Origin of the sequence: Dietzia sp. MNB45, assembly GCF_051994785.1 — a bacterium.
Lineage (GTDB): Bacteria > Actinomycetota > Actinomycetes > Mycobacteriales > Mycobacteriaceae > Dietzia > Dietzia kunjamensis.
Genome location: NZ_CP163397.1, coordinates 1,429,148 through 1,448,593 on the forward strand (window position 1 = coordinate 1,429,148; position 19,446 = coordinate 1,448,593).

Genomic DNA, 19,446 nt, shown 5'->3' on the forward strand with positions numbered 1-19,446 from the left:
CGACGCGCAGTCCGATCAGGCGTAGAGCGACTCGATCTGCTGGGCGTACTTCTGGTGCACGACGTTGCGCTTGACCTTCAGGGACGCGGTGAGCTCACCGGTCTCCTCGGTAAACTGGTCCGGGAGGACGTGGTACTTCTTGATCGACTCGGAGTGAGACACGCTCCGGTTCGCCCGCACCAGCGCCTGGTCCAGGTGCTCGATCAGGTCGGCGTCCTTGAGCAACTCGTACAACGAGCCGGACTTGTCGTGGTGGGTCTTCCACCGTTCGACGGCCTCCGGGTCGAGGGTCAGCAGGGCCGAGACGAACGGCTTTCCGTCGCCCACGCACACCGCCTCCGCCACGAGCGGGTCCGCACGCAGAGCGTCCTCGAGCTGGTTGGGAGCCACGTTCTTCCCGCCGGCCGTGACGATGATCTCCTTCTTGCGGCCGGTGATCGACAGGTACCCGTCCTCGTCCAGCGAACCCAGGTCACCGGTGCGGAACCAGCCGTCGCTGAAGGATTCGGCGGTCGCCTCCTCGTTCTGCCAGTAGCCGGAGGCGACGACGGGCCCGCTCACCTCGACCTCACCGTCCTGCGCGATCCGGACCGCGCAGCCGGGCAACGGCTGGCCGACGCTGCCGATCCGCATCCGCCCCGGGGTGTTGACCGTGATCGCCGCACAGGTCTCCGTCAGGCCGTAGCCCTCGAAGATGTTGACCCCGATGCCGTCGAAGAAGTGGGTCAGGCGCTCACCCAGGGCCGCGCCGCCGGAGATGGCGACCTCGCAACGCCCACCGAGCGCGTTGACGAGCTTGGCGTAGACCAACTTCGAGAAGATCGCGTGGCGCAGCCCGAGCAGCGGACCCACCCGGCCGTCACCCCGGTTGGCCTTGGAGTACGCGACCGCGGTGTCCGCGGCCTTGTCGAACATCCACGCCTTGACCGCGCCACCGTCCTGCGCGGTCGCCTGGGCCTTGTTGAAGACCTTCTGGAACACGCGGGGGACGGCCAGGATGTAGTGCGGCTTCATCTCGCCGAACGTCTCGACCAGGTTGGTCAGGTCGGCGGAATGCGCGATGGTCACGCCGGCGTGGAAGCCGGCGTAGGTGATGGCGCGGGCCAACACGTGGGCCAGGGGCAGGAACATCACCGAGGTGGCGTCGTCCCGCAGGACCCCGCTGAACGGCGTCTCGAGCACGGCGAGCGTCTCGGACATGAAGTTGCGGTGGCTGAGCATGACGCCCTTGGGGCGGCCCGTGGTCCCCGAGGTGTAGATCAGCGTCGCGGGGGAGTCGGCGCGGACCGAAGCCCGGCGCTCGTCGAGCACCGAGACGTCGACCGAGGCCCCCTCGGAGGCGAGGGTCTCCAGGACCGGGGTCGCACCGTCGATCACCAGGACGTCGGCGACCTCCAGGCCCTGCACGCCCTCCCGGGCGGTGGTGGCGTGGGTGTCGTTCTCGACGATGATCAACCGGGCCGCGGAGTCCTCCATGATCCAGTGGATCTGGTCGGCGCTGGAGCTGTCGTACACGGGAACGGTGACCGCGCCGACGGCCCAGATCGCGAAGTCGATGAGATTCCACTCGTACCGGGTGGAGCTCAGGAGGGCGACCCGATCGCCCGCCCGGACACCGAGCGCCACCAGTCCGCGGGCGATCGTCCGGACCTCCTCGGCGAACTCGCGGTTGGTGACGTCCGTCCACCGACCGTCGACGGGCTTCTGGAACGCCACGTTCTCCGGGGTGTTCTCCGCACGGTCGTATGCCGACTGTACGCAGGACCAGTCGTCAGGGACGGTGAAGTTGGCGGGTACCGCGACGTATTCGCGCAAAGGGTCCTCCCGGTGGAGACGTTCAGAGTATGTCGGTGACCACACACACACTATCGCCGGGACCACACGGTGGTCACGTCGCCTGCCCTCCGGGCGCCGCGGGTGGGGCGCATCGCGGAGCGGGATATGTGAAGCTTGTGGGTATGAGCGAGCACGACGGCGCCCCCGAGGTGTGGCCGACCAGAGACTCCACGGTGGTCGACGCACCGGTGGAGGACGTCATGGCGGTCATCTCCGACTTCGCCGCGTATCCGGAGTGGTCCGCGTCGATCCGCGCGGCCGAAGTGCTCTCCACCGGTCAGGACGGCCGTCCGGACCGGGTGCGGTTCGAGCTCGAGGCGGGCGCGATCGTCGACGAGTACGTCCTCGTCTACTCCTGGTCGGCGGACGACCGCGGTCTGGAGTGGCGGCTCGAGAGCTCGGCGTTGCAGAGGGCCCAACGGGGCTACTACCGGCTCGAACCGGTGGAGGGCGGCACGCGTGTGGACTACGAACTCGAGATCGAGCTCACGGTCCCGGTGATCGGGAGCCTGCGCAGCCGCGCCGAGCGGCGTATCCTGGGCGACGCGCTGAAGGAACTCAAGCGCCGGGCGGAGTCGCGGTGAGCAGAACCCGTGTCGTCGTCGTCCTCGGGGGAGATCCCGAGGACCGCGCAGGCGCCACCGCCGACCTGCTCGCGGACCCCGGCTGCACGGCGTTGATCCTGACCGGCCATCCCGATGCCGTCGATCCCCGTCTCGACGTCTCGGAGGACGGGCCCGTCGAGGTCCGGGTCGACGACCCGACGGCAAGGCTCGAGGCCTACCGGTCCGGCGCCGCCGATCCGGACGACGACGTACTCGCGGCGCTCGCCGCCGGAGGGGACACCCCACTGGCCGCGGTGCTCGGGTGGGAGTACGCGCGACGGGCCGCGTCGTCCGAGTACTGGGACGTCGTCGTGGTCGAGCTCGACGGGGACCTGACCGCGGTGCGCCGGCTCGCGGCGGCCGGGGAACTGGCCGCGTTCGTGGAATCACGTTGGCCCGCCAATGTGCGCTTCGCCTCCATGGCGGCGGGCGGACGCGCCGACGTGCGGGTGCGGGAAGCGCACAGACTCGCGCTGCTCGCCGGTGACGTGGCCGGCTTCCTCGCCGGGAGGATCGAGACCATCGTGGTGGGGTCCCCGGCCGGCTCCACGGCTGCCATGGCGACCCTGGCCCGCGGCGCCGTCACCCCGGTGGTGGCGCCCGACGGCGAGGGCGGATACCGGGTCGAGTACCCGGCCCCGACCCGCCCGTCCGCGCCGGTCTCGGTCGAGGGGGACCGGCTCCGCCTGGAGTTCGACGGGTTCCGGGCGGTGGTGGCGCTGCCGCCGCTGCTGCGCCGGTGTGTGCTCACGCAGTCCGTCTTCGAGCGCGACGCGGGTCGACTGGTGATCAGCTTCCTGCCCGACCCGGATCTGTGGCCCCCGAACCTCGTACCGTCCGGATCTGCGGACCGCGCCGGGTAGTATCCGCATTCGTCGACAGCTATCACAAGAGGACCGGTGACCCGTTGCTGTACTACCTGTTCAAATACGTGCTCATCGGCCCGTTCCTACGTCTGACGAGTCGTCGGGTCGTCACGGGACGCGAGCACTTCCCCGAGCGCGGTGGCGCCCTGCTGGTCGGCAACCACGAGTCCGTCGCGGACTGGTTGTTCACCCCTCTGCTCCTGCCCCGCCGGGTCACCTTCCTGGCCAAGAGCGACTACTTCACCGGAACCGGTGTCCGCGGCATGCTCAGCCGGTGGTTCTTCGCCGGCTCGGGCCAGCACCCGATCGACCGCACCAACGCCGACGCCGCCCAGGCCGCCCTCGACGCCGGGCTCGAGGTCCTCTCATCGGGGGAGATCCTGTGCATCTACCCGGAGGGGACGCGCTCGCCGGACGGCCGTCTGTACCGCGGGAAGACCGGGCCCGCCCGCCTCGCACTCCGGGCCGGGGTGCCCATCATCCCGGTGGGCGTGACCGGGACCTCCGAGTACGTACGCCGGATCTCCCGGTTCCGCCCCGGGCGGCGCACCGAGATCCGGGTCATGCTCGGCGAGCCGCTCGATCTGTCCCCGTGGGCCGGGCGCGAGGGGGACCGGGACGCTGAGCGCGAGATCACCGACGAGCTCATGCGGCGGATCCAGGCGCTGACCAATCAGGAGTACGTCCACGACACGTATGGCGCCGAGATGAAGAAGCGCTACGAGGCGGTGCGCAAGGCCGGGCGGAACCTGCTCGACCACCCCGTCGAGGGACAGCGCTGATCGCCGGTGCGCTACTTCTACGACTGCGAGTTCATCGAGGACGGCACGACGATCGAGTTGGTCTCCGTGGGGATCGTCGCCGAGGACGGCCGGGAGTTCTACGCCGTGTCCACCGACTTCGACGCCTCGGCGGCCGGGCCGTGGGTGCGGCGCAACGTCCTTCCGAAGCTGCCCAACCCGTCGTCGTCCGCGTGGATGTCCCGGAGCCGCATCCGGGACGAGCTCTACGAGTTCGTCACCGCGCCGCCCACCGGCGGGGTCGAGATGTGGGCGTGGATCGGGGCGTACGACCACGTGGCCGTCTGCCAGCTGTGGGGCGACATGACAGCCCTTCCCGCCGCCATGCCCCGGTTCACGCGCGACGTCCGCCAGCTCTGGGAGACCGCCGGCAAGCCCGACCTGCCCGCACACCCGGGAGGGGAACACGACGCCCTCGCCGACGCCCGCCACGCCGCGATGCGCTTCCGCGCCATCGCGGCGAAGTCGCCCCACCTGGGTCTCTGAGGCCCGCTCCGCCGGTTGTGGCGTATCGTCGCCGGGGTGAGCAACTGGACAGTCGACGTCGACATCGCGCAACTCCCCGACCTCCCGCCGCTCTCCGCGGACCTGGATCGGCAGCTGGCGGACGCCCTCTCGCGGCCCGCCCTGCAGCAGCCGTCGTGGGATCCCGGTCACGCCGCGGCGATGCGCAAAGTGTTGGAGAGCGTGCCGCCGATCTGCGTCGCCTCCGAGGTCGAGCACCTCTCCGATCGCCTCGCCGACGTGGCGCACGGGCGTGCGTTCCTGCTCCAGGGCGGTGACTGCGCCGAGACGTTCGAGGCGAACACCGAGCCGCACATCAAGGGCGTGATCCGCACCCTGCTGCAGATGTCGGTCGTGCTGACCTACGGTGCGTCGATGCCCGTGGTCAAGGTCGGCCGGATCGCCGGCCAGTACGCCAAGCCCCGCTCGGCGGACCGCGACGGAACCGGGTTGCTGTCCTACCGCGGCGACATGGTCAACGCGCTCGAGCCGGACGAGGCGGCCCGTGAGCACGACGCCTCCCGGCTCGTCCGTGCCTACGCCAACGCGGCCGCGGCGATGAACCTGGTCCGTTCCCTCACGGCGTCGGGCACCGCGGACCTGCATCGCGTCCACGAATGGAACATGGAGTTCGTCGCGGGCTCGCCCGCTGGTGCCCGCTACGAGGCCCTCGCCGCCGAGGTGGATCGTGGCCTGCGCTTCATGGACGCGTGCGGGGTCTCGGACCAGAACCTGCGCTCGGCCGACATCTTCTCCTCCCACGAGGCGCTCGTCCTGGACTACGAGCGGGCCATGTTGCGCCTGGCCGACGACGGCACGGGCCTGACCGGCGACGCCGAGCAGGGGTTGTACGACCTGTCGGCGCACTTCCTGTGGATCGGGGAGCGGACCCGCGGCATCGACGACGCCCACGTGGCGTTCGCCTCGCTCATCCAGAACCCGATCGGTCTGAAGATCGGCCCCACCACCACGCCCGAGTTGGCGGTCGAGTACGTGGAGAAGCTCGACCCCCACAACCGGCCGGGTCGACTGACGCTCGTCTCCCGGATGGGCAACGATAAGGTCCGCGACGCGCTGCCGCCGATCGTCCAGGCCGTCGAGGCGACCGGCCACAAGGTCATCTGGCAGTGCGACCCCATGCACGGCAACACCCACTCGACGTCCAACGGGTACAAGACCCGCCATTTCGACCGGATCATCGACGAGGTCCAGGGCTTCTTCGAGGTCCACCACGCTCTCGGTTCCCACCCGGGTGGCATCCACATCGAGCTCACCGGTGAGGACGTCACCGAGTGCCTCGGCGGTGCCCAGGACATCTCGGACCTCGACCTGGCCGGCCGTTACGAGACCGCCTGCGACCCGCGCCTCAACACCCAGCAGTCGCTCGAGCTCGCCTACCTCGTGGCGGAGATGCTGCGCAGCTGACGCCGTAGGGGCCGGCCTCTCGCCCCGGAGGCACGGCCGGCCCTAGCCGAGCGCGTCGATCTCGACCTCGCTGCCCCTGGCCACCACCCGGCCGGGCAGCGGGGTCTGGCCGTAGACGATCCCCCTCGACGTCCCCGAGTCGATGGTGGCCTCCAGCCCGGCGTCCTGCAGCGTCCGGCGCGCGTCGGAGGCCCGCGAACCCAGCACCACCGGGACGGTCACCGCGTCCGACGGGACGACCCGCAGCACCGCGTTCGACGGGTCGAGCCGGGTCCCGGCCGGCGGGTCGGTGCGCACCACGCGGCCGTCGGAGATCTGACGATCGGTCACGGGTGACTCGCGGACGATCGTGAACCCCTCGTCCTCGAGGATCCCGGTCGCCTCGTCGAGGGGCACGTCCCGGAGGTCCGGCACGGTCAGTGCATTGGAGACGAGCAGGACGACCCCGTCCCCGCGGGACACGTCGGTTCCGCTGTCCGGGTCGGTGCCCACGGCCACGCCGCCGTCCACCTCGTCGTCGTAGACCCGTCTGACCTGTGACACGGTGAGGCCCGCGCCCTCCAAGGCCGCGCGCGCCTGGTCCTCCTCCAGGCCCACGACCTCGGGGACGGCGACGGGTGCGGGGCCGGAACTGGTCACCATGGCCACCCGGGTGCCCACGTCGACGGTCGTGCCCGCGCCCGGCTGGAGGGAGACCACCTGGCCGACGGGTACCGAGTCCGAGTACTCGTTCCCGCCCCGGACCGGTTCCAGTGAGTTCTCCCGCAGCGCTGCGGACACGGCGTCCACCGACCTGTCGGCGCCGACCTCGGGCACCACGGGGCGACCGACGGACACCAACACATCGACGGTGTCGCCGCGCGGCACCCGCTCGCCCGCCGCGGGGTCGGTGCCCACCAGCGCGGACGGGGGGACGTCGTTGCTGAAGGCGTCGCGGGTCGCGGCGGCCAACCCGACGGCGTTGACCGCCTCGGTCGCCTGCCCCACCGACATACCCTGGACCGACGGCACCTCCACGAACCGGCCGGAGCCCAGCCACCAGCCGGCCACGGCCAGGCCTATCGCGGCGGCGAGCACCACGATGAGCCACAGCATGCCGCGCTGGCGGCGGGGCCGGATGACGTCCCGGTCGGGCGCGGGCTCGAGGTCGCCGGGGGGATAGTGGCCCGAACCCGCGCCGTGCCAGTGCGCAGGAGCGGGACCGGCCCCCGCTCCCGCCCCGGGATCCGCCGCCGCCGGGGCCACCATGGTGTCCACCCGCGTCGGCGTCGGCCCGTCGCCCCGGCGCAGCGCCTCCCCGCTCTCACGGTCGGCGGCGTCGAACTCCGATTCCCCGCCCGGTGTCGCCCGCGCGGCGTTGGCCCGAGCCCGCGACCACGAGGACTGCCGTGGTGCCGGGACGACATAGTCGGGGAACCGGCCGATCCTGGCGGCCTGGTCCAGGTCCCGCAGCATCTCGCCGGCGTCGGCGTAACGGTCCTCACGGCTGCGTCGCGTGGCGCGCAGGATCAGGTGGTCGAGGTCCTCGGCCACGGTGTCGGACTGGTCGGACGGGGCCGGCACGTCGGTGTCGAGGCGACGGTAGGCCACGGCGATGTTGTTGTCACCGCTGAACGGTGGCTCCCCGGTGAGCATCTCGTAGGCGAGAACGCCGAGGGAGTACAGGTCGGACCGGGCGTCGGTGTCGGCGCCGGAGATCTGTTCGGGGGACAGGTAGGCCGCCGTGCCCATCACCACGCTGCTCGAGGTGGCGCGGGACTCGGCCACCGCCCGGACCAGGCCGAAGTCGGCGAGTTTGACCGCGCCGTTCGTGGAGATCAACACGTTCTCGGGCTTGATGTCGCGGTGCACCAGCCCGGCCTGGTGGGCCTCCCGCAGGGCGCCGAGGAGCGGACGCAGGACGGCGGCCGCGGCGTACGGGGGCATGGGGCCACGCTCGTCGAGCAGCTCCCGCAACGTGCCTCCGGGCACGAGTTCCATCACGAGGAACGCCGTGTCGGCCTCGACGCCCTGGTCGAAGACCTGGACGATGCCGGAATCCGACAGTCGGGCCACCGACCTGGCCTCGAGGGTGAAGCGGTCCACGAACGCCTTGTCCCCGGCGAGGGTCGGATCGAGCAGCTTGACGGCGACGTGGCGGTCCAACCGCTCGTCGGTGGCCAGGTGGACGGTGGACATCCCGCCGCGGGCGATGACGGCGTCGAGCCGGTATCGCCCGTCGAGCAGGGTCCCTGGGCCGGGGGGCTTCCCGTCGTAAGTGCTCATGTCGTCCATTCTGCCCCTCCCGTCCCGTCCGCGGTACGTCCCTAGCGGACGGGGTCCGTAGCCCGACGCCGTCGGCCGCGCCGGCACCGCCGGTGGGGCCCGGGCGCACCCGTGGGACTAACCTGGGTGGCGTGAGTACTGTTCCGCACGCCGACGACGTCCTGCCCGCCGACGTCGAGACCATCAACCTCCCCGCGGTGTCCGAGCGCCTGGGCATCCCCGTGACCCGCGTGCACGATCTCCTGCGCGACGGGACCCTGCTCGCCGTGCGGCGAGCGGGCATCGTGGTGGTGCCGGCGACCTTCCTGGATGACGACGACGAGGTCGTGCGCTTCCTGCCCGGACTGGTCGCGGTCCTGAGGGACGGCGGCTACCGGGACGAGGAGATCCTGCGGTGGCTGTTCGCCGAGGACGACAGCCTGCCCGGCCGGCCGGCCGACGCGCTACACGGTCACCGCGCCCGCGAGGTCATGCGGCGCGCCCAGGCGATGGCGTTCTGACCCCGGCGGTCGCGCGCCGCCACCACCAGACCGCGGCGAGGGATGCCGCGAGGGCCGCCCCGACGAGCGCGGGGCTGTAGAGGCTGGTCGACCCGTTGGGTCCGATCGCCATCACGAGGAAGACGGTCACCGCCACGGCGGCCGTGGTGGCGCGTCGACCGGGTCGGGCGGCGACCCAGAACGCCGCCACCCACACGTAATACCAGGGCCAGGCCAGCGAGTTGAGCACCACGAAGGCCAGCAGCGCGACCATGATGCCGCGGAGCGCCGAGCGGGTGTCACGCCGGTGGAGCCACCACACCACGACGAGGGTGACCCCCAGGACCACGCGTCCGACGCGGCGGGTGACCGCCAGGACGTCCTCGAATCCGGGGGTGTCGACCACGGCGTGGACCAGGTGCGCCGCGGCGGTGGGCGCGCTGAGGTAGTTGATGACCCGGTCGGAGACGGAGATCGCGTCCAGCCAGCCGAACCCGGTGCCCGCGGCGAGGGTCGCCAGGGCGAACGCGACGGCGGCGGCCCCCGCCGCGGCCCCGGTGTCGACGAGGGCGCCGACGAGGGGGCGCCGCGCCCCGGTCGACGCCCGCCGCCGGTCCAGGGCGATCCACAGCAGGAACGGCGCGACGATCACGGCGGTGGCCTTGAACGCCACCGCGATCCCGATCGCCGCCCCCGCCCACGCATAGCGCCGGTCGAGCGTGAGGACCACGGCGCCGACGCACGCCACCAGCGGGAAGATCTCGTTGTGCAGCCCGCCCGCGAAGTGGATCACGGACAGCGGGGAGGCGCCCGCCATCCACACCGCCGCGCCGGCGTCGACTCCCGCGCGGCGGGCCAGGGCGACCACGAGCGCGACGAGCGCGGCCAGTGCGGCGAGCACCACCACCCCGAGGATGACGATCCCCACCGCCGGGTGGCCGCCGGACAGCGCCACGATGACGCGCATGAGCAGCAGGTGCAGCGGGCCGTAGGGGGTCGCGGTGGACCGCCAGTCCGGGCTGACCTCGTCGGTGAAGGGGCCGGGGTTGGCCTCCGGTCCGTGGTGGTACGGGTCCACTCCCGCGGCGGCCATGGCGCCCTGCGCCAGGTAGGACCAGGCGTCGCGGCTGAACAGGGGGACCGCGGGCAGCAGTGGCGCCGACCACAGGGCCGTGGCCCACACGGCGTCCCGGGTGGGGAGGCGGCCCGAGACCGCCCGGGGGCCGAGCGCGAGCCACGAGGTGACCAGCAGCGCGACGCCCGCCCAGCAGAGGATGAGGGCGAGGGCCTCACCGTGGCCGAACGTGTACCCGGGCAGCCCCACCGCGACCGCGACGCCGCCGTCCACGGGCAGGGCGCCCGCGCCGAATCCGGCGATGGTGAGCAGGACCGAGCCGAGGACGCCGCGCCACAGTGCCGGACCGGAGGGGCCGTTCAGGGCGGCGCGGGCCGAGGCGGTCGTCGCGGTGGTCGCCCGGCGGATCCGCGACGATGGTGTCGACGGCGACGGCGACGGTGATGATGACGGTGACGACGACGAGGTGGTCGCCTCCGGCCGGGGTCCGGTCGCTCCGTGCACGGATCAGGCCCGCCTGCGGGTCGCGGCCTCCGCCAGTGCCCGCAGGGTGTCCCGCCCGTGGTCGCTGATCGCGTCGGAGGCCACGGCGTCCAGGGCGCGGGTGGTCAGCGCGTCGATCTCGGCCTCCACCGAGACCACGGCACCGGACTCCACGAGGACGGCGCGCGCGCGTTCGAGCGTGGCCGCGTCGGGTTGCGTCCCGAGGACGCCGAGGAGGAACTCGGCGTCCGGGCGGGGGGCGAGGGCGGTCGCACGGGCGAGCAGCAGGGTGCGCTTGCCCTCCCGCAGGTCGTCCCCGGAGGGCTTGCCGGTGACCTCCGGGTCGCCGAACACGCCCAGCATGTCGTCCCGCAACTGGAACGCCTGGCCCACGGCCACCCCGAACTCCCGCAGGGCCGAGACGGTCTCCGCCCCGGCACCCGCCAGCTCGGCGCCGATGTGCAGTGGCCGCTCGACCGTGTAGGCCGCGGTCTTGAAGCGGTTCACCCGGGCCGGGGTGAGCTCGTCGGTGGCGCCCGAGGCCTCGGCGAGGATGTCGAGCATCTGCCCCGACAAGACCTCGGTCTTCATGGCGTACCAGGGACCCAACGCGCGGGCCAGGGCCTCGGGAGGCACCCCGCAGGACACGAACATCTCGTCGGCCCACGTCAGCGCGAGGTCGCCCACGAGGATGGCCTGGGAGATGCCGTAGCGGGCCGCGTCCCCGTCCCAGCCCTCGTCGCGGTGCGCGGCCTCGATCGTCCGGTGGACGGTGGGGCGGCCTCGCCGGGTGTCCGAGGCGTCCACGATGTCGTCGTGGACCAGCGCGCAGGCCTGGATCAGCTCGAGGGCGGCGCAGGCGGTGACGACCTCGTCCGGGGCGGGAGCGTCCGTGTCGCTCGCGGCGGCCCAGCCGGCCAGGGCGAACCGCGGTCGCATCCGTTTGCCGCCGTCGAGGACGAAGTCGGAGAGCAGGCCGGCCAGGCGGTCGACCCGCTCGTCTATCCCCGCCACGACCGTGCGCCGTCCGTCGATGAGTCGGCGGAGCGCGTCGAGGACGCGTTCTCCGTCGTCGGGGCGAGTCGCCGAGACCACGGGCACCATCCCTTCCGGGCGCCGGTGTCCGGCCGCCCTCGTCGCCGACGATCCTAGTCGTCGGGCGGCGGCCGGACGTGGCGCGCGTCGGGCTACCCTGGTCGGGTGACCCAGCTACCCGACTCCGACCCGACGGACGGCGGCCGGCACCCGAGCATCGTGGAGCGGATCGCGACGTCGACCACCCCGAGGGTTCCGTTCTCCGTCGAGTTCTACCCGCCGCGCGACGAGGCCGCCGAGGAGCGACTCTGGCGCGCCGCCACCGTGTTCTCCGACCTCGGGGCGGCGTTCGTCTCGGTCACCTACGGGGCCGGCGGATCCACGCGGGACCGGACGGTCCGGGTCGTCGAGCGGCTCGTCCGCGAGACCGACCTGCTGCCGATCGCGCACCTGACGGCGGTGGACCACACGGTCGCCGAGCTCACCGACATGATCCGCATGTACGGCGAGGTCGGAGTGTCCAACATCCTCGCCCTGCGCGGGGACCCGCCCGGGGACCCGCTGGGCGAGTGGACGGCTCACCCCGAGGGGTTGCACTACGCCGAGGAACTCGTCCGTCTGATCCACGAGGTGGGGGACTTCCACGTCGGGGTGGCGTCCTTCCCCGAGGGGCACTACCGGGCCCGGGACCTCGAGCACGACTCCGAGATCCTGGTGAACAAGCTCCGGGCCGGCGCCGAGTACTCGATCACCCAGATGTTCTGGGACGTGGAGCACTACCTGCGCCTGAGGGATCGCGCCGTCGCCGCCGACCCGGAGCAGGGCGCCAAGCCCATCATCCCCGGACTCATGCCGGTCACGAGTCTGCGGCAGGTCCAGCGGATGGTCGAGCTCTCGGGCTGCGCCCTGCCCGACGACCTGGCCGAGCGACTCCGGACCGCGGCCGGGGACGGGCCCGAGGAGAACCGGGCGGCGGTCCGTGAGGTCGGGATCGATCTCACCACCCGCATGTGCGAGCGTCTGATCGTCGAGGGTGTCCCGTGCCTGCACTTCAACACCCTGAACTTCTCCAAGGCCACCCACGAGGTCCTCACCAACCTGTCGATGGCCCCCGCCCCCGGGGTGGCGGCCGGCAGGATCTGATCCGCCCCGGTGGGGGTGCGGCTCGGGTCAGCGCACCAGCCGGTCGGCACGGGCCCTGGACGTCCGGGCGGCCAGGATCGTCCCGATGGACACCAGCAGGGCGGCGCCGATCCCGACGATCATCCACACCGCGAACCCACGTGCGGCCGGGTCAGGATACGACGACGAGGCCTGCATCCGCGTGATGGACCCCGGAGCCGGGGACCAGCTGACGGAGTTGCCGGCCCCGATGGTGCCGTTGGTCTCCTTGATGCGGTTGGGGAAGGTCAGGTCGACCCGGGTGGTCGCCGTCTCGGCGCGGTCGGCGGGCAGCAGGGACAGGTCCACCGATCCGCTGAACGACACCGTGTCGCCGCTGCGGCGGAAGCCCAGGCTGTACGGCCGTGCCCCCTCGATGTCGATCGCGAGGGTGAGGGTGTCGACCTCCGCGAACGTCAACTGGGTGAAGTAGATCTCGCGGCCGGTGAAACCGTCCGCTGAGTAGGGGGTGATGCGCACCTTCTGCTCGAGCCCGGACGGCGTGGTGATCCGGTCGAGCGCGGCCGCCTGCGCGGGCTGGTCACCCGCCACGAGGATCCGGCCGGAGACGGTGTCGTCTTTGCGGACGCTCATCTGGGCGTTCAGCTGGAGGCACCCGGACAGGAGCACCAGGAGGGTGGCCAGGGCCGTGAGGCCCGCCAGTCGCCGGGGCAGTCGGGAGCGGCCACTGCTCGTGGGGGCGTTCGCTGTCGGATGGGGCGGGGTCACGGCGGTCATTGTGCCCGTGATCCCTGCCGTCGCCGCGCCGACCTGCCGAGTCGGCGGGTCACGAGCCGCGCCACCGTCCTGCCGCTGGTCCCGATCACACCGCCACCGGGGTGGGTCGAGGCCCCCGCCAGGAACACGCCGTCGGCCCCGGGCACGGCGTGACCGCGCAGATCGGGGTGGGGACGCATCGGCAGCATCTGGTCGAGGGACATCTCCACGTGCATGACGTTCCCGCCGATCAGCCCGAGTTCGGTCTCCAGGTCCTCGGGGGTCTGGACGTGACGGTGGACGATCGAGTCGGCCAACCCCGGCGCGAAGCGGTCCGCGACGGCGATGATCCGGTCGGCCTCCGCGGCGCCCTCCTCCGACCAGCCACGGCCGTCGGCCAGGTGGCGCGGGTGCCACTGTGACCACAGTGTCAGCTCGTGGCGGCCCTCCGGAGCCAGCGAGGGGTCGAGCGCGCTGAAGCTCATCGCCAGGACGGCGGGATCGGCGTCGAGGCCGCCCGCGGCGGCGACGCCGTAGCGGCGATCGAGGTGCCGTCGGTCCGTGACGAGCAGTTGCAGGCCGTGGGCGCTGGTGCTCGTGGGTACGCCGGGATACGTGGGCAGTGCATCGGTCCCGAGTCTGACGGCCATCCCCAGTCCGAAACCGGGCCTGATCCGCCGCCGCCACCCGTCCAGCGTCGCCGCCGGGAGTTCGCCGGCGAGGAGGTCCAGGGTCGTGTGGACGTGGCAGGCGGCGACGACGGCCGAGCAGTACAGGGATCGTCCGCCCTCGGTGTCGACGCGCCACCCCGAACCGGAGCGCCGGATCGAGGTGGCCCCGGCACCTGCGGTGACCGTCCCCCCGTGCGCCCGGACGGCGGCCGAGAGGGACTTCGCGAGCGCGCCCGAACCGCCGATCGCGCGCCCCGGCGGGACTCGGTGCATCAGGGCGGCGAACCCGATCATGGGGGCTGTGGCGGGGTGGGACATCGGCGGTCCCGACTGCGCGCCGAACCACGACAGTGCCGCCTTGAGGCGCTCCGAGGTGAACATCGCGTCCAGCAGCGCGTCACCGGAGGACAGGAAGGTCTGGACCGCGCCGAACGGATCGCGCAGGTCGTCGGCCCCGAGGAACGCCGAACCGAGACCCGGAGCGGTGGGGCGGACCGCGAACCCCTTCATCATCCGTCCCGCCAGGACGTCCCACCGGCGGACGAACTCCCGGTACGCGCCGGCGTCGGCCTCACCGCAGGCCGCGGCGATGCTGGCGCACGTGGCGTCGAGGTCACGGTGGAAGACGATCGGTGGCGCGTCGGATCCCGGCGGGGCGGGCGCGAAGCCCCACGGGTCGCAGTCCACGTAGCGCAGTCCGTGGGCCTCCAGCCCGAGCTCTTCCGGGATCCCGGTGTGGCGGATCATCAGATGTGCCGAGGACCCGCGGTCGGTGCGGTGGCCCGGGTACCGTTCGACCGTCGACGTGGCGCCGCCGATCACCGTGTCCCGTTCGACCACGTGCACGTCGAGCCCGGCGCGGGCGAGATAGGCGGCGCACACCAGTCCGTTGTGGCCGGAGCCGACCACCACCACGTCCTGCCGGGGGGTCACGTCCGATCTCCGTTCCCGGCGAGCGGTAGCGATTGGGCCAGGACGGCGAACGGTCTCGCGTCCCCCTGGAACCGATACGAACGCAGCACATCGGTGAACCCCAACGACCGGTACAGGCGCCAGGCCGCGTTGTCCTCGCCGTCGACCTCCGGGGTCGACAGCAGCACCGTGCTCTCCGGCCGGTCGGCCAGGAACGTCCTGACGAGGGTCGCGCCGATGCCGCGCCCCTGCAGTCCCGGCGAGACGTGCAGCTCGGTCAGTTCCACGTAGTCGGGCGGGAGCTCACGGTCCCGGTCCCGCAGTCCCCGGGAGACCTGGTCGTACCACCACTGCCCGGGAGCGCCGTGATAGCCGTAGCAGATGGCGACGAGCTGCCCCCGGGTCTGACCGAGCAGGCGTCGGCGCGGGGCCTCGAACGCGGCCACACCCGACCAGCCGTCCCGGTAGCTGTGCTCCATCCACGCCGCGGCCCGGGAGCGGACCACCTGCGGCGGGTAGCCCATGGCGTCGACGTAGACCCCCAGAGCCTCGGGCAGTCGGTCTCGGAAGTCGGCTGCGTCGAGCCGGGTGATCACGGTGTCCATCCACCCCATTTGATCACGGGCGCGGATACGGGGCGTCCGGATGTGTCGTACCCCGGCGATACCGTGCGCGCAGAAGGGGAGGTGCAGGGGAGATGGACACCAGGAACAGGATGCGGACGGCCGGCGGGGGAGCGGTGGGAACCCTCGGACGGGCGAGCCGTGCGGAGCTGCACCGTGGGCGCGCGATCGCCGCCGCTGCTCCCTCCGAGCGGTTCCTCGAGTCGTACCGCGCCGCGAGGTACGCGGCCGGGGCCCTGCTGGCCCCCGGGCCGCGGCGGCGCGGTCCCGCGGACGTCTGGCACCGGCTCGCGGCGGAGGTGCCGGAGCTGGAGCGGTGGGCGACCGCCTTCAGTGGGTACTCCGCTCTGGCGGCGGCGGTCGAGGACGGGCTCCCGCGTACGGTCTCGGATCGGATGGCGGACGATTTCCTGTGGGCGGTGGGACGGTTTCTCGACCTGGTGGACGAGCGGTTGGGGGTCCTCGGCCCCGCCGCCTGAGGGGCCGGGCGGTGAGACGGGGGAATCCTCAGGTCTCAGAGGGGAATCCCGGTGGTACCCGCCGCGTTGCCCTCGTATGATGGGGGGAACCCTGACCGGCTGATCCCCATCCACGGTTGGTGCGAACCGACCGAGCCGGCCGCGCTCGTTCGTCACGAGCATCTGAAGGAGGTCGAAGTGCCCCTGTCCGAGCACGAGCAGCGCATGCTCAAGGAAATCGAGAGCGCGCTCTACGCCGACGACCCGAAGTTCGCGTCGTCTGTCCGAAAGACCGGTGCGACCGGTGCTCGTCGTCCGGCGGGCCTGGTGGTCGCGCTGGCGATCCTCGGTGTGGCGCTTCTGATCGGCGGGCTCGCCCTCGACTTCAAGCCCGGCGGCTTCCCGGTACTGAGTCTCGTCGGGTTCCTGGTGATGTTCGCGGCGGGTGTCCTCGCGCTGCGGTCCACGCCGTCGCACGGCGCCGCCGGCGCCAAGGGCACCGGCGGACCCCGGGTCCCCGGCACCGGGCGGACATCGGCCAAGCCCGCCGACGGGCGGAACTACTCCTCCCGCATGGAGGACCGCTTCCGCCGACGATTCGACCAGGAGCCCTGACCGGCCCGTCCCACGGCCTTTCGACGAAGGGGTGAGCGCACACGCGCTCACCCCTTCGTCCATTTGTCTGACGCTCTCGGGCCGGCAGCCCAGAGCCCATCGCGACCCAGAACGTCCGTCCCCGCCGAGATGCCGGCGCTCCGTCCTTCCTCCCCACCACGCCCCACCCGTGCTCCCCACATCTCCCCACAGAGGCCAGCTCGGCTGCCACGTGAGCCGTCTCAAGTCACATGAGTCCCAAAAGACTCGCGGAAGTGGGCTCCCTCCGGGCTGTTGATCCGGTGTCGGGACGGCGACGGCAGGGTCCCTATGGCCACTGAACTGCGGTGATGTGAGGCGGTGGGGCGAAGTGGGGCGCAGGCCTTGTTTGTGGGGCGTTGTGGGGTAGAGTGGGGCACGCAAGGAGCTCGATGGGCCTGGACCCCAGGAGGTGGCGGGTGACCGACACCGATCTCGTCGACTCCGGACGTGAACGAGCCTTCGTCGGGTACGGGACACACCGTCCCAAGCTCGACGACAAGGGGCGGCTGACGATCCCCGCCAGATTCAGGCCAGGCCTGGCGGACGGGGTGGTGGTGTGTGGGTGGTTCACCAACACGCTCTCGGTTTTCCCTGAGGACGAGTTCGACGCGCTGGTCAGAAAGGTCCGGCCGACCGCCAACCTCAGCGAGAGGCACATGGCGTTCTTCCGGCTCCTGGTGAGCGGCGCGGAAGTCCAACAACTGGACTCGCAGGGACGGATCTCCATCCCGGCGAGTCAGCGGAACTACGCGGGTCTGGACAAGGACTGCGTCGTCAACGGCCTCGGGGAGCGTCTCGAGGTCTGGGACGCCGAGGCGTGGGACCGCTACAGCGAGGAGAACCTACCCGTGTTCTCCGAGATGGAGGGCACCTCGCTCGGGATCGAATTCTGATCCGGGGAGAGGACGGACACGAGCAAGCGAGAGCACGACGGACGGAGCCCCCCGGCCCCTGCCCGGCACCACCCTGACGTACTTCCCCAACGCCAGGTGGGTACCGGACGGGGACCAGGGGGCTCCACCACAACCGGAGCACCGACGACTTCCGGACGCGAGGAGGCGAGATGGCAGACGAGTCCGACGCCGACCGCGACGCCACGCGCTCCGGGCACATACCCGTCTTCCTCGAGCGGACCATCGAGCTCTTCCGGCCCGTCGTCGAGGCGGCCGCGCAGGAGGGTCGCGTCCCCGTCATCGTGGACGGGACCCTCGGGCTCGGGGGGCATTCCTCCCACCTGCTGGCCGAGTTCGGTGAGTTGCGCATCCTCGGTGTCGACCGCGACCCCGAGGCCCTCGAGATGGCGACCCGTCGCCTCACGGCCTACCGCGACCGGTTCACCCCGGTGCACGCCCGCTTCGACGATTTCGATCGCGTCGTGGCGGCCCTCCCCGGGGAGTCCCGGGACGAGGCGGGCCCCGCGATCGACGGGATCCTGCTCGACTTCGGGGTCTCCTCCATGCAGCTCGATGTGGCCGAGCGAGGTTTCGCGTACTCCGTCGACTCCCCGCTCGACATGAGGATGGACCCCACCACCGGCCCCACCGCGGCCGACATCCTGGCCGACTACCCGCGTGACGACCTCGCCCGCGTCCTGCGCGTCTACGGCGAGGAGCGATTCGCGCGACAGATCGCCGCAGCGATCGTCCGCCGCCGGGACACCGACCCCGTCGTGACCAGCTCCCAACTCGTCGAGCTGCTCTACGACACCATCCCGCAAGGTGCCCGCCGGACCGGCGGACACCCGGGCAAACGCGTGTTCCAGGCCCTGCGCATCGAGGTCAACGCCGAGCTGGAGGCCGTGGAGAACGCGGTGCCCGGATACCTGGACCTGCTCCGCCTCGGCGGCCGTGCGGTGTTCATGTCCTACCACTCCCTCGAGGACAAGATCGTCAAGCGCGAACTGGCCACGCGGACCGCATCGCGGACGCCGGCGGGCCTACCCGTGGAGCTCCCCGGCCACGGTCCCGAGTTCGAGGCGATCACCAGGGGAGCGGAGAAGGCCTCACAGGAGGAGATCGACCACAACCCGCGCTCGGCCTCGGTGCGCGTGCGATGTGTCCGCCGTATCGACGGGAGAACCCCATGACGAGCACGATCGACACGCCCGGCACCGCCGGCGGGCTCGACACCCGCCCGGCGACGACACCGGGCGTCGACGCGCCCGCACCCGCGGGACGACCCGTCGGCCTTCGACGCAAGCCCGTCACCCGCTCGGTGCGCGGCCGCCGGACCGTGGTCGTCCCGGCGGAACGTCTGAGTCCCGCCGAGCTCGCCGCGAGGGTTCCCTTCGTCGTCGTCCTCCTCCTGCTCATCGGCGCGGGGGTGGGCGGCACCCTCCTGCTGTCCGCGCAGACCACCCAGGACACCTACGACCTCAAGAACGCCCGCGACGCCAATGTGGAGTTGGTGGAACGGATGGAAGCCCTGCAGGCGTCCAACGAACGCGCCCGGTCCGCCGAGGTGCTGGCGCAGCGCGCGGAGAAGCTCGGCATGGTCGGAGTCGCCAGCGCACCCATCCTGACCAGGGGATCGGACGGCGTGCTAGAGATCGTCGGCGAGCCCGAGGCGAAGCTCGGCGCGCCGATCAAGCCGCTGCAGCCCGCTCCGGTAGCGTCCGGACCGTCGAGGTCGTCCGACCGGGACGGATTCGACGCCCCGCCCGCGCAGGCGCCCCAGGACCGCACGCCCCGCGGGGTCGCCCCCGTTCCCTATCCGCCCCTCGCAGCCCCTCCGTCCCCGGTCGCCCCACCGCCCGCCATGGCCGAGTCCGCCCCGCCGGCTCCCGCCCCACAGGCGGACCCCGCGCCCGACCTCGTCCCGCCGGCTCCGGCACCGCCCGGTGAGGACGTCGCGACCCTCGCCCCGGTGCCCGGACCGCTCTTCTAGACACCCGAA

At 72.0% G+C, this 19,446-nt stretch carries 19 protein-coding genes; 12 read left to right on the plus strand and 7 right to left on the minus strand.

Going from position 1 to position 19,446, the window contains the following annotated elements; genetic code table 11:
• Window positions 1–15 precede the first annotated feature (15 nt).
• The gene (locus tag AB5G72_RS06950) at window positions 16–1,815 is read right to left on the minus strand and encodes an AMP-dependent synthetase/ligase (protein WP_271799582.1); all 1,800 of its coding nucleotides are present in this window, start codon (window positions 1,813–1,815) and stop codon (window positions 16–18) included.
• Window positions 1,816–1,958: 143 nt separating this feature from the next.
• On the opposite strand from AB5G72_RS06950, the gene AB5G72_RS06955 reads away from it, so the two are divergent.
• Genes AB5G72_RS06955 through AB5G72_RS06975 form a run of 5 tightly spaced genes read left to right on the plus strand, consistent with a single transcriptional unit; the run spans window position 1,959 to window position 6,036 of the window.
• Window positions 1,959–2,420 carry an SRPBCC family protein gene (locus AB5G72_RS06955; protein WP_154830756.1) on the plus strand — a complete coding sequence of 154 codons (462 nt, stop codon included), beginning with the start codon at window positions 1,959–1,961 and terminating at the stop codon, window positions 2,418–2,420.
• Window positions 2,417–3,304 (plus strand): hypothetical protein, encoded by an 888-nt coding sequence (locus AB5G72_RS06960; protein WP_317470800.1) that lies wholly within the window; start codon window positions 2,417–2,419, stop codon window positions 3,302–3,304. The genes AB5G72_RS06955 and AB5G72_RS06960 overlap by 4 nt, the downstream gene beginning before the upstream one ends.
• 44 nt (window positions 3,305–3,348) lie before the next feature.
• Entirely contained in the window at window positions 3,349–4,089 is a 741-nt protein-coding gene (locus AB5G72_RS06965; protein WP_154830758.1) for a lysophospholipid acyltransferase family protein, read from the plus strand.
• A 6-nt stretch (window positions 4,090–4,095) separates the two neighbouring features.
• Entirely contained in the window at window positions 4,096–4,593 is a 498-nt protein-coding gene (locus AB5G72_RS06970) for a polyadenylate-specific 3'-exoribonuclease AS (protein ID WP_067713732.1), read from the plus strand.
• A gap of 36 nt (window positions 4,594–4,629) precedes the next feature.
• Window positions 4,630–6,036 (plus strand): class II 3-deoxy-7-phosphoheptulonate synthase, encoded by a 1,407-nt coding sequence (locus AB5G72_RS06975; protein ID WP_154830759.1) that lies wholly within the window; start codon window positions 4,630–4,632, stop codon window positions 6,034–6,036.
• Between the two features lie 42 nt (window positions 6,037–6,078).
• On the opposite strand, the gene pknB is transcribed toward AB5G72_RS06975, so the two are convergent.
• Window positions 6,079–8,301, minus strand: a complete 2,223-nt coding sequence (gene pknB / locus AB5G72_RS06980; RefSeq protein WP_440221287.1) for a Stk1 family PASTA domain-containing Ser/Thr kinase — start codon at window positions 8,299–8,301, stop codon at window positions 6,079–6,081.
• A gap of 131 nt (window positions 8,302–8,432) precedes the next feature.
• On the opposite strand from pknB, the gene AB5G72_RS06985 reads away from it, so the two are divergent.
• Window positions 8,433–8,801 (plus strand): Rv2175c family DNA-binding protein, encoded by a 369-nt coding sequence (locus tag AB5G72_RS06985; RefSeq protein WP_067713740.1) that lies wholly within the window; start codon window positions 8,433–8,435, stop codon window positions 8,799–8,801.
• Here AB5G72_RS06985 and mptB read toward each other — a convergent pair.
• Together mptB and AB5G72_RS06995 are read right to left on the minus strand one after the other, a co-directional pair.
• Window positions 8,770–10,359, minus strand: coding sequence for a polyprenol phosphomannose-dependent alpha 1,6 mannosyltransferase MptB (mptB, locus tag AB5G72_RS06990; protein WP_440221288.1), 1,590 nt, complete (start codon window positions 10,357–10,359; stop codon window positions 8,770–8,772). The two genes, AB5G72_RS06985 and mptB, sit on opposite strands and share 32 nt — an antisense overlap.
• A 3-nt stretch (window positions 10,360–10,362) precedes the next feature.
• Window positions 10,363–11,442, minus strand: coding sequence for a polyprenyl synthetase family protein (locus tag AB5G72_RS06995; protein WP_440221289.1), 1,080 nt, complete (start codon window positions 11,440–11,442; stop codon window positions 10,363–10,365).
• Between the two features lie 96 nt (window positions 11,443–11,538).
• On the opposite strand from AB5G72_RS06995, the gene metF reads away from it, so the two are divergent.
• Window positions 11,539–12,516, plus strand: a complete 978-nt coding sequence (gene metF, locus AB5G72_RS07000) for a methylenetetrahydrofolate reductase [NAD(P)H] (RefSeq protein WP_182635419.1) — start codon at window positions 11,539–11,541, stop codon at window positions 12,514–12,516.
• A gap of 27 nt (window positions 12,517–12,543) precedes the next feature.
• Here metF and AB5G72_RS07005 read toward each other — a convergent pair whose 3' ends face one another.
• The 3 genes from AB5G72_RS07005 to AB5G72_RS07015 are packed head-to-tail and all read right to left on the minus strand — an operon-like array spanning window position 12,544 to window position 15,439.
• Window positions 12,544–13,272, minus strand: coding sequence for an LppM family (lipo)protein (locus AB5G72_RS07005; RefSeq protein ID WP_096905652.1), 729 nt, complete (start codon window positions 13,270–13,272; stop codon window positions 12,544–12,546).
• Complete coding sequence (locus AB5G72_RS07010) at window positions 13,269–14,855, minus strand: phytoene desaturase family protein (protein WP_440221290.1); 1,587 nt, start codon at window positions 14,853–14,855, stop codon at window positions 13,269–13,271. Before AB5G72_RS07010 ends, AB5G72_RS07005 begins: the two co-directional genes overlap by 4 nt.
• Complete coding sequence (locus AB5G72_RS07015; RefSeq protein ID WP_440221291.1) at window positions 14,852–15,439, minus strand: GNAT family N-acetyltransferase; 588 nt, start codon at window positions 15,437–15,439, stop codon at window positions 14,852–14,854. Before AB5G72_RS07015 ends, AB5G72_RS07010 begins: the two co-directional genes overlap by 4 nt.
• A 92-nt stretch (window positions 15,440–15,531) precedes the next feature.
• Here AB5G72_RS07015 and AB5G72_RS07020 point away from each other — a divergent pair, with 92 nt between their 5' ends.
• The 5 genes from AB5G72_RS07020 to AB5G72_RS07040 all read left to right on the plus strand — a co-directional run bounded on the left by AB5G72_RS07020 (window position 15,532) and on the right by AB5G72_RS07040 (window position 19,437).
• Window positions 15,532–15,936 carry an SAV_6107 family HEPN domain-containing protein gene (locus tag AB5G72_RS07020; RefSeq protein ID WP_067713753.1) on the plus strand — a complete coding sequence of 135 codons (405 nt, stop codon included), beginning with the start codon at window positions 15,532–15,534 and terminating at the stop codon, window positions 15,934–15,936.
• A gap of 177 nt (window positions 15,937–16,113) precedes the next feature.
• A complete protein-coding gene (locus tag AB5G72_RS07025) occupies window positions 16,114–16,530 on the plus strand; it encodes a DUF3040 domain-containing protein (RefSeq protein WP_096905650.1) in 417 nt (138 codons plus the stop codon).
• Between the two features lie 437 nt (window positions 16,531–16,967).
• Window positions 16,968–17,444: a division/cell wall cluster transcriptional repressor MraZ gene (mraZ, locus tag AB5G72_RS07030; protein WP_067713759.1), complete on the plus strand. Its 477-nt coding sequence runs from the start codon at window positions 16,968–16,970 to the stop codon at window positions 17,442–17,444.
• A 170-nt stretch (window positions 17,445–17,614) separates the two neighbouring features.
• Entirely contained in the window at window positions 17,615–18,637 is a 1,023-nt protein-coding gene (rsmH, locus tag AB5G72_RS07035) for a 16S rRNA (cytosine(1402)-N(4))-methyltransferase RsmH (RefSeq protein WP_440221292.1), read from the plus strand.
• Window positions 18,634–19,437, plus strand: a complete 804-nt coding sequence (locus AB5G72_RS07040; protein WP_259821351.1) for a hypothetical protein — start codon at window positions 18,634–18,636, stop codon at window positions 19,435–19,437. The genes rsmH and AB5G72_RS07040 overlap by 4 nt, the downstream gene beginning before the upstream one ends.
• Window positions 19,438–19,446: the final 9 nt, after the last annotated feature.

Coding starts and splice junctions, on each gene's coding strand:
- AB5G72_RS06955 (WP_154830756.1), top strand. CDS start 1,959: ATGAGCGAGCACGACGGCGCCCCCGAGGTGTGGCCGACCAGAGACTCC.
- pknB (WP_440221287.1), bottom strand. CDS start 8,301: ATGAGCACTTACGACGGGAAGCCCCCCGGCCCAGGGACCCTGCTCGAC.
- AB5G72_RS06995 (WP_440221289.1), bottom strand. CDS start 11,442: ATGGTGCCCGTGGTCTCGGCGACTCGCCCCGACGACGGAGAACGCGTC.
- AB5G72_RS07005 (WP_096905652.1), bottom strand. CDS start 13,272: ATGACCGCCGTGACCCCGCCCCATCCGACAGCGAACGCCCCCACGAGC.
- AB5G72_RS07015 (WP_440221291.1), bottom strand. CDS start 15,439: ATGGACACCGTGATCACCCGGCTCGACGCAGCCGACTTCCGAGACCGA.
- AB5G72_RS07020 (WP_067713753.1), top strand. CDS start 15,532: ATGGACACCAGGAACAGGATGCGGACGGCCGGCGGGGGAGCGGTGGGA.
- rsmH (WP_440221292.1), top strand. CDS start 17,615: ATGGCAGACGAGTCCGACGCCGACCGCGACGCCACGCGCTCCGGGCAC.
- AB5G72_RS07040 (WP_259821351.1), top strand. CDS start 18,634: ATGACGAGCACGATCGACACGCCCGGCACCGCCGGCGGGCTCGACACC.